Source organism: uncultured Sphaerotilus sp. (assembly GCF_963924895.1).
Lineage (GTDB): Bacteria > Pseudomonadota > Gammaproteobacteria > Burkholderiales > Burkholderiaceae_C > Sphaerotilus.
The window spans coordinates 1-7,867 of record NZ_CAWURG010000032.1; the positions used below are offsets into that span (position 1 = coordinate 1).

Consider the following 7,867-nt stretch of genomic DNA (forward strand, 5'->3'; position numbering starts at 1 on the left):
CGACATCGCCGACTACATCGTCAGCTTCTACAACAGCGTGCGTCTGCACTCCACACTGGGCAACTTGCCACCCAATGCCTTCGAGCATCAATCGGCAATCAAACAACCTATCGGGCTGTGCGAAATAACTTGACCAGGACAAAGTCCTCAGTTCGGAAATTTTTCTATCGGGTATTGGCCAGAGGCAGTGGAAGCAACGTCGCTGCGTTTTGGTCAGGGCCGCTCGTGGTCGTCGCGCTGCGCCCGCTCCTGCGCGAACAGCTCTTCCAGTTGCTGGCGCCCCTTGCGCGCCATCGACAACAGCGTCTTCTCGTCCCGGTGGTGCGGCCAGAGGGCTTCGAGCTGCGCGACCGAGTGGCTGCGGAAGCGGCTGACCAGCGCGCTGGCGCGGTCCGACTCCCAGCCCATGTGCTCCAGCACGCTGCGTCCGGAGGCCAGCGCCGCGTCCAGCGTCTCGCGTTCGATCAGCGTGACCCCGCGGTCGCGCAGCGCGAAGTAGTGCTGCACATTGCGCGCCCGCGCCACCAGCGTCAGGTGCGCAAAGTGTTCCCGCGCCAGATCGACCAGCTTCAGGCTCTGGTCCACATCGTCGATCGCCACGACCAGCACCTTGGCCGAGGCCGCGCCGGCCATGCGCAGCAGGTCGAGCCGCGTGGCATCGCCATAGTGGACCCGGAAACCGAAGCCGCGCAGCGAGGCGATCTGCTCGGCGTCGTGGTCGAGCACGGTCGCCTTCAGGCCGTTGGCATAGAGCAGCCGCCCGACCACCTGCCCGTAGCGGCCGAAGCCGGCGATGATCACCGGCGCCTCCTGCGGCTCGGTCAGCGCATGGGGCGAGTTATCCACAGATTGCTGTGCATAACGTGGCAACACCCAGCGGTCCATCACCACCAGCAGCAGCGGTGTGACCAGCATCGACAGCGCCACCGTGCCGATCAGCACCGAGAGCTGGGACTCGGTCAGCACATGCGCATCGGCCCCCTGCTGGAAGACCACGAAGGCGAACTCGCCGCCCTGCGCCAGCAGCAGCGTGAACACCGGCCGCTCCGGCCCCGGCACCGCCACACAGCGCGCCAGCCCCCACAGCACCAGCGCCTTGATCGCCAGGAAGCCAGCCAGCAGCCCCAGCACCGCGCCGAGGTGGTCGCGCACGGCGTGGAAGTCGATCGACATGCCCACCGCCATGAAGAACAGCCCGAGCAGCAGGCCCTTGAAGGGCTCGACGTCGGTTTCCAGCTCGCGCCGGTATTCGCTCTCGGCCAGCAGCACGCCGCCGAGGAAGGCGCCGAGCGCGGCCGACAGCTCCACCGCCTCCATCAGGCTGGCCAGACCGACGACCAGCCCGAGCGCCGCGGCGGTGAAGATCTCCGGCGAGCCGCTGCGCGCGATCCAGCGCAGCGCATGGCGCAGCAGCAGCCGGCCGACCACGATGATGCCGACGATGACCCCCAGCGCCCGCAGCGCCTCGCTCCACGGATGGCCGCTGTCCTGCACCTTGGGCGCGAGCAGCGGGATCAGCGCGAGGATCGGAATGGCCGCCACGTCCTGGAACAGCAGGATCGCGAAGCCGGCCTGCCCGCCCGCGGTGCCCATCAGGTTGCGCTCCTGCATGACCTGCAGCGCCACCGCCGTGGACGACAGCGCCAGCCCCAGCCCGGTCACCACCGCGACCGGCCAGGACACGCCCAGCAGCAGCGCCACGCCGCCCACCGCCAGCGCACAGCCCAGCACCTGCGCGCTGCCCCAGCCGAAGATCGAGCGCCGCATGGCCCACAGCCGCGGCGGCTCCAGCTCCAGCCCGATCAGGAACAGCATCAGCACGACACCGAACTCGGCGAACTGCAGGATCGCGTCCGGATCGCGGACAAACTGCAGGCCGAAAGGGCCGATCGCGATGCCCGCGCCCAGGTAGCCGATGATCGAGCCGAGTCCCAGCTTGCGCGCCAGCGGCACCGCGATCACCGCCGCGGCGAGGTAGACCAGCGAGGCGTTGAGCCAGTGTCCGTGTTCCATCGTGCCACTCTCCTGGCACGCAGCATAACGGCGGGACTCAGGTGTTCAGGTGTAGTTGCAGCCGGTGGGCAGCGGCCAGCTCGTCGCCGGCTTCATCGCCTTGACCGCTGGCAGCGCGGTGATGCCGACCAGTTCGGTGCCGACCAGGCGCTCCAGCTCGTCGATGCTGACGAGGTAGGGATCGAGCGCGGTCAGCCCTTCGACGTTCGGGATGTACCAGGCAATGGCCTTGGTCGCGCCTGTGGCCGGGTCGGTGGTGACGATGGCCTTCCAGAAATACTCCGGCGTGCGGATGCCGTGGCTGGCGAGGAACCAGTCGTTGGACGGGTCGCTGTAGACCACGCCGCCGTAGACCTGCACCGGCGCGATGTCGCGGTAGCACTCGGCGACGTTTTCGGCGTCGAGCCAGACATTGCGGTTGAACGTCGCCACCTGCGGGACGATGTTCGTCATGTAGTTGGCGCGCTTGATGTATTCGGCGTCGTAGTCCATGTGGTTGGACGAGACGAGGTGACCGCGGTCGTAGCCGGGGTGGATGGCCGCGGCGTAGCTGTTGGCGGTGGTCTGTTGTCCACAGCCGGCGGGCAGGGTCGGATCGAGCGTGAAGTTGCTCGGTCGCGCGGCGGTCCCGTTGTCGAACTCGAGGGTGTAGCTGTACTGCAGCGCCGTGTGCGTGGTGCAGTCGTAGGTGAGCTGGTAGCCGCCGTAGTCCTGGCGGATGACCCGGTCGGTGGCGGCCGGGCCGTTCGGGGCGGGATAGACCGTGGCGCCACCGGTGTCCGTGCCAGTGCCCGGATCCTCGTCACCGCCGCCGCAGGCCGCGAGAAGGACCGCGAACCCCAGTCCTGCGAGCAGGCGCAGGGCGCGCCCGAAGCCCTCAGCGGCTGCCACTGGCGGACCTGATTGCCGAAGCCGCAGGGCCGCAATCGCGCTGCTGGTACACCACCATCCCGTCCGACTGGACGCACTTGACTACCCCGGAGCCGCTGCCCGTGGCCGGTCCCGCCGCCGTGGCCGGCAGGTTGGCGGGGAAGTCGAGCGGGAAGGCCTCGGCCTGCTTCGGGGTGCGGCCCCAGTGCGCTTCCCCGTTCCAGGGATTGACGGTCGAAGCCGCCCGGTCTGCCACCGGCACCCGCGTCGTCGTGGTGCCCAGGAGCACGGGCAGGAGCCGGTCACTGCGCAGGTAGCCCATCAGCCCGACCACGCACAGCAATGCCAGCAGCACTGGTCGGCTGGGCACCAGCCAGGACCGTTCGAAGTGGTGGCGATAGCCGCCCGGGATGCTGTAGTCCACCCCGCGCAGGCTCGGCGGCGAGACATACGGCTCGACACCGTCGGCCGCCGAAGCGGTCGAGAAGGGGTTGTGGGCGGGGGACGACAGGCGGGCCATGGCAGATGAAAGCTGAATTTGCACAAATTGTGTCGTTCTTTTTCTTAACAGTTCGCATCCCGGAGTAAAAAATCGAGGCGCTTGCACAAATCTTCATCCAAACGTCCCGCTTGCCGCGCCAGCGCCGGCTGGGGACCGGCCAGGAAGCGGTAGAACGCGGCCCGCTGCGGCCCGAGCGCCGCCAGTGCATCGAGGTGGCGCTGCACCACGCCGAGGTCACCCCGCGCGATCGGCCCCGACACCGCTCCAGCAAGCCCACGCGCTTCGGCGGCCTCCAGCGTGCCGCGCGACAGCGGCAGCAGCGCCTGCAGCGCATCGGCCTCGTCCACGCCAAAACTGGCCCACAGCGCCACCGCCTCCTGCAAGACCGGCAGCAGGAAACTCGCCGCATAGCCGGCCGCCACGTGGTAGCGCACCCGCATCCCCGGCGGCAGCACGATGGCCGGCATCCCGAGCACCGCCGCCAGCGCGCGCAGCGTCGGCATCAGCGCGGGGCCGGCCTCGATCGCCGCGGTGCTGCCGGCCAGGCGCTGCGCGGCCTGCTCCGGGTCGGAGAAGATCTGCAGTGGATGGAACCCGCCGGTGTGGGCACCAGCCAGTGCTGCGGGGTCGAGCGCGGCGACCTCGGTGGCGCCGCTGCAATGCACCACGGCATGCCCGGCCCGCCAGCGCAGCGCCGCGGCCACCGGCGCGATCGCGTCGTCCGCCACGGTGAGCAGCACCAGATCGGCCTGGTCCACCGCCTGCTGCGGCGTGCAGGGCTGTGGATAACTCGATGCAGACAGCCGCTCGGGCTGCCGGCTGCCGACCGCGATCACCGGCAGGCCGGCCCGGTCCAGCGCGAGCACCAGCGCCCGCGCCACACGGCCGGCGCCGACCAGGGCGATGCGCAGTGTGGCCAGTTCGGGAAGGGGTTCAAGAGGGGTGTTCATGGCAGGATGATGCCCATGGACATCCCCGCACTGCAGGCCCGCCTGCGCGATTTCTCGGCCGAGCGTGGCTGGGAGCCCTACCAGACGCCCAAGAACCTGGCGATGGCCATGGTGGTCGAGGCGGCCGAGCTGGTCGAGATCTTCCAGTGGATGACGCCCGAGGCCTCCGCCCGCGTCGCGGACGATCCCGCCGTGCAGCAGCACCTGGGCGAGGAGATCGCCGACGTGCTGGTCTACCTGGTGCAGATCGCCGACCGCTGCGGTGTGGACGTCGCGGCGGCCGTGGACCGCAAGATCGGCCTGAACGCCATCAAGTACCCGCCGGGGCGCCCAGCGGATCCGGCCCTCTGAGCGCATTTTCCCGGTCCAGGCACCCCAGGGCACCCGTTGGTGGCGCCAGGCTCCGCAAGGCCCCTCAGAGCGCCTTGACGACCAGCTTGAAGTCCGGATCCTCCGGGAAGGCGCGCACCTCGTAGCCCAGACTGCGCATCAGCCGCAGCATGTTGGGGTTGTTGGCCAGCACCAGCCCCTCAATGTGCGCCAGCCCCTTGTTGCGCGCGAAGTCGGCGATCGACAGCATCAGCCGCGAGCCCAGCCCCTGGCCCTTGTAGTCGTCCGACACCACCAGCGAGAACTCGCAGGTGGTCTGGTCCGGGTTGGTGATGAAGCGCGACACGCCGATGATCTTCTCGGTCTCGACGAAGCTGCCGTCCTCGCCCGGGCGGCGGTCGACGTGCACGGCCACCAGCGCCATCTCGCGGTCGTAGTCGATCAGCGTGTAGCGGGCCAGCATCCGCGCTGGCAGCTCGTGCATCGCGCTGGCGAAGCGGAAGTAGCGGCTCTCCTCCGACAGGCTGCGGGTGAAGGCCTGCAGCATGTCGGCATCGTCCGGGCGGATCGGGCGGATGGTGTAGAGGTCGCCCCCCTTCATCGGCCACTCGCGCTCGTAGCTGCTCGGGTAGGGCAGGATGGCCAGGTGGTTGTAGTCCCGCGCGGTCGGGCCGGCGTGGTCGATGACGATGCGGGCGTCCACGGCCACCGCACCGTCGTGGTCCACGATGATGGGGTTGATGTCCATCTCGCGCAGCTGCGGCAGCTCGCAGACCATCTCCGAGACCCGCAGCAGGATCTGCTCGACCGCCTCGATGTCGGCCGCCGGCGCGCCGCGCCACTCGCCCAGCAGGGTCGACACCCGCGCCCGCTCGATCAGCCGGTGCGCCAGGAACTGGTTCAGCGGCGGAAGTTCCATCGCCCGGTCGGCGATCAGCTCGATCATCGTGCCGCCCGAGCCGAAGGTGATCACCGGGCCGAAGGGCACATCGGTGGTCAGGCCGATGTAGATCTCGCGGCCGCGCTTCTTGCCGCTCATGGGCTGGATGGTCACGCCGTTGATGCGCGCCTGCGGCTGCACCCGGCGCACGGCGGCCAGCATGTCGTTGAAGACGTCGCGCACCTGGGTGGCGGTCATCACGTTGAGCGCCACGCCCTCGACGTCCGACTTGTGGCTGATGTCGGGCGAGTCGATCTTCAGCGCCACCGGGTAGCCGAGCTGGCTGGCGATCAGCATCGCCTCGGTGGCGGTGCGGGCCAGCATGGTGCGCGTCACGGGGATGTGGAAGGCCGCCAGCAAGGCTTTCGACTCCATCTCGGTCAGCACGCGCCGGCGCTCGGCCAGCACGCCCTCGATCAGCAGCCGCGCGCCCTCGACGTCCGGCCGCGCCAGCGTGGACTGGGGCGGCGGCGTCTGCTGCAGCAACTGCTGGTTCTGGTAGAAGCTCGCCACGTTGGCGAAGGCGTCGACCGCGGCCTCCGGTGTCCGGAAGGTCGGGATGGCCAGCGCATTGAGCATGATGCGGGCGTCCCGCACCCGCTCTTCGCCCATCCAGCAGGTCATCACCGGCTTGCCCATGGCGTGCACGTTGTCGCAGACGACCTGTGCGATGGCGTCCGGGTCGCTGTCGAGCTTGGGCGAGAAGATGACCAGCACGCCGTGCACCGAGCGGTCCTTGGCGCAGGCCTGCAGCGCGGCGCGGAACTGGGCCGGCGTGGCCTCCTCGCCCAGGTCGATGACGGATTCCAGCGTGGCATGGGGTGACAGCTGTGGCGCGAGTTCCGTGCAGCTGGTGTCCACCAGGCGCGCCACGTCCAGACCGATCTCGTTGGCGCGGTCGGCCGCCAGCACCGCCGGGCCACCGCCGTTGGTGACGATGGCCAGTCCCTTGCCGATCGGCTTGTAGCGCGAGGCCAGGCACTTGGCGGCCGAGAACAGCTGCGTGAAGGCCCGCACCCGCACGACACCCGCGCGGCGCAGCGCGGCCTCGAACACGTCGTCCGAGCCGACGATGCTGGCCGAGTGGGTCAGCGCCGCCTTGGAGCCCGCCGGCTGGCGACCCGCCTTCATCACCACCACTGGCTTGGCAAACGCCGCCGCCCGTAGCGCGCTCATGAAGCGGCGCGCGTCGTGGATGCCCTCCATGTAGACGAGGATGCTCTGGGTCGCCGCGTCGTTGGCCAGGAAGTCCAGCACCTGCGTCAGGTCGACAGAGGTGTTGGCCCCGAGCGAGACCACGGTGGAGAACCCGACCGCGTTGCGCGCCGCCCAGTCGAGGATGGACGCCGTCAGCGCGCCCGACTGGCAGACCAGCGCGAGCGGGCCGGGCGCGGCCAGACGCCCGGCCGCGCTGGCGTTGAGCTTGAGCAAGGGGCGCTGCAGGCCCAGGCTGTTCGGCCCGAGCAGGTGCATGCCGTGTCGGCGCGCGATGGCATGCAGGTCGGCGCACTCCGCGGCCGGCAGCCCGGTGGACAGCACCAGCGCGGCGCGGCAGCGAATGCGGCCGGCGATCTCCAGCGCGGCGGCGATGCGCCCGTGCGGCAACGCGATGATGGCCAGATCCGCCCGCGACTGGGCCAGATCGGACAGCGTGCCCGTCATGTCGATGTCGAGGAAGGTCAGCGTGCCGTCGAAGGGGTGCGCCTGCAGCTCGCGGACCATGGCGCGGGCCAGCGACGGCGCCTCGTCCAGGTGGTCCGGCGGCCCCGCGAACACGACGATCGACTTGGGGGAGAACAGCGGCGTCAGGAAGTGATGGTCCACGTGGGCACACCCGTTGAGAAGGAGACGCACCAGCATACGGCAAGGACTGGTCCGGCTGTTGCAGCGCAGCAGACAACAGAAAACCCGCTTGCTGTCGCGCAAACAGCAAGCGGGTTCTGGTGTGCAAAACGTCGCGAGGACGCCTTGCCGGGTGCGTCAGGACGCGGTCAGCGCACGACGGCGATCTGCTCGCGGTTGCCACCCTTGTAGGTGAACATCGTCAGCGCGCCGTTCTTCACGTCGCCCTTCTCGTCGAAGCTGATGTTGCCCGTCACGCCCTTGTAGCCCGTCGTCTTCGCCAGCACCGGCAGGTACTTCGCCGGCTCGCTCGAACCCGCCTTCTCCATCGCCGCCACCATCACGTTCAGCGCGTCGTACACGTACGGCGCGTAGATCTGCACGTCCGCGTTGAACTTCGTCTTGAAGCGTGCCTTGAAG

6 protein-coding genes and 1 pseudogene are annotated in these 7,867 nt (G+C 69.3%); 1 reads left to right on the forward strand and 6 read right to left on the reverse strand.

The annotated features are described in order from the left end of the window. Window positions 1–213: 213 nt before the first annotated feature. Genes kefC through AABN02_RS12625 form a run of 4 tightly spaced genes read right to left on the reverse strand, consistent with a single transcriptional unit; the run spans window position 214 to window position 4,335 of the window. A complete protein-coding gene (gene kefC / locus AABN02_RS12610) occupies window positions 214–2,013 on the reverse strand; it encodes a glutathione-regulated potassium-efflux system protein KefC (RefSeq protein ID WP_338415280.1) in 1,800 nt (599 codons plus the stop codon). A gap of 45 nt (window positions 2,014–2,058) precedes the next feature. Continuing rightward, window positions 2,059–2,904, reverse strand: coding sequence for a DNA/RNA non-specific endonuclease (locus AABN02_RS12615; RefSeq protein ID WP_338415281.1), 846 nt, complete (start codon window positions 2,902–2,904; stop codon window positions 2,059–2,061). Continuing rightward, window positions 2,891–3,403, reverse strand: coding sequence for a hypothetical protein (locus AABN02_RS12620; protein WP_338415282.1), 513 nt, complete (start codon window positions 3,401–3,403; stop codon window positions 2,891–2,893). Before AABN02_RS12620 ends, AABN02_RS12615 begins: the two co-directional genes overlap by 14 nt. Before the next feature lie 44 nt (window positions 3,404–3,447). Continuing rightward, entirely contained in the window at window positions 3,448–4,335 is an 888-nt protein-coding gene (locus tag AABN02_RS12625) for a DUF2520 domain-containing protein (protein WP_338415283.1), read from the reverse strand. A 15-nt stretch (window positions 4,336–4,350) separates the two neighbouring features. Here AABN02_RS12625 and AABN02_RS12630 point away from each other — a divergent pair, with 15 nt between their 5' ends. Beyond that, entirely contained in the window at window positions 4,351–4,686 is a 336-nt protein-coding gene (locus AABN02_RS12630; RefSeq protein WP_338415284.1) for a nucleotide pyrophosphohydrolase, read from the forward strand. A 64-nt stretch (window positions 4,687–4,750) separates the two neighbouring features. Here AABN02_RS12630 and AABN02_RS12635 read toward each other — a convergent pair whose 3' ends face one another. Together AABN02_RS12635 and AABN02_RS12640 are read right to left on the reverse strand one after the other, a co-directional pair. Continuing rightward, entirely contained in the window at window positions 4,751–7,429 is a 2,679-nt protein-coding gene (locus tag AABN02_RS12635) for a GNAT family N-acetyltransferase (protein WP_338415285.1), read from the reverse strand. A 167-nt stretch (window positions 7,430–7,596) separates the two neighbouring features. Next, a pseudogene (locus AABN02_RS12640) lies at window positions 7,597–7,867 on the reverse strand (branched-chain amino acid ABC transporter substrate-binding protein); the annotation flags it as partial.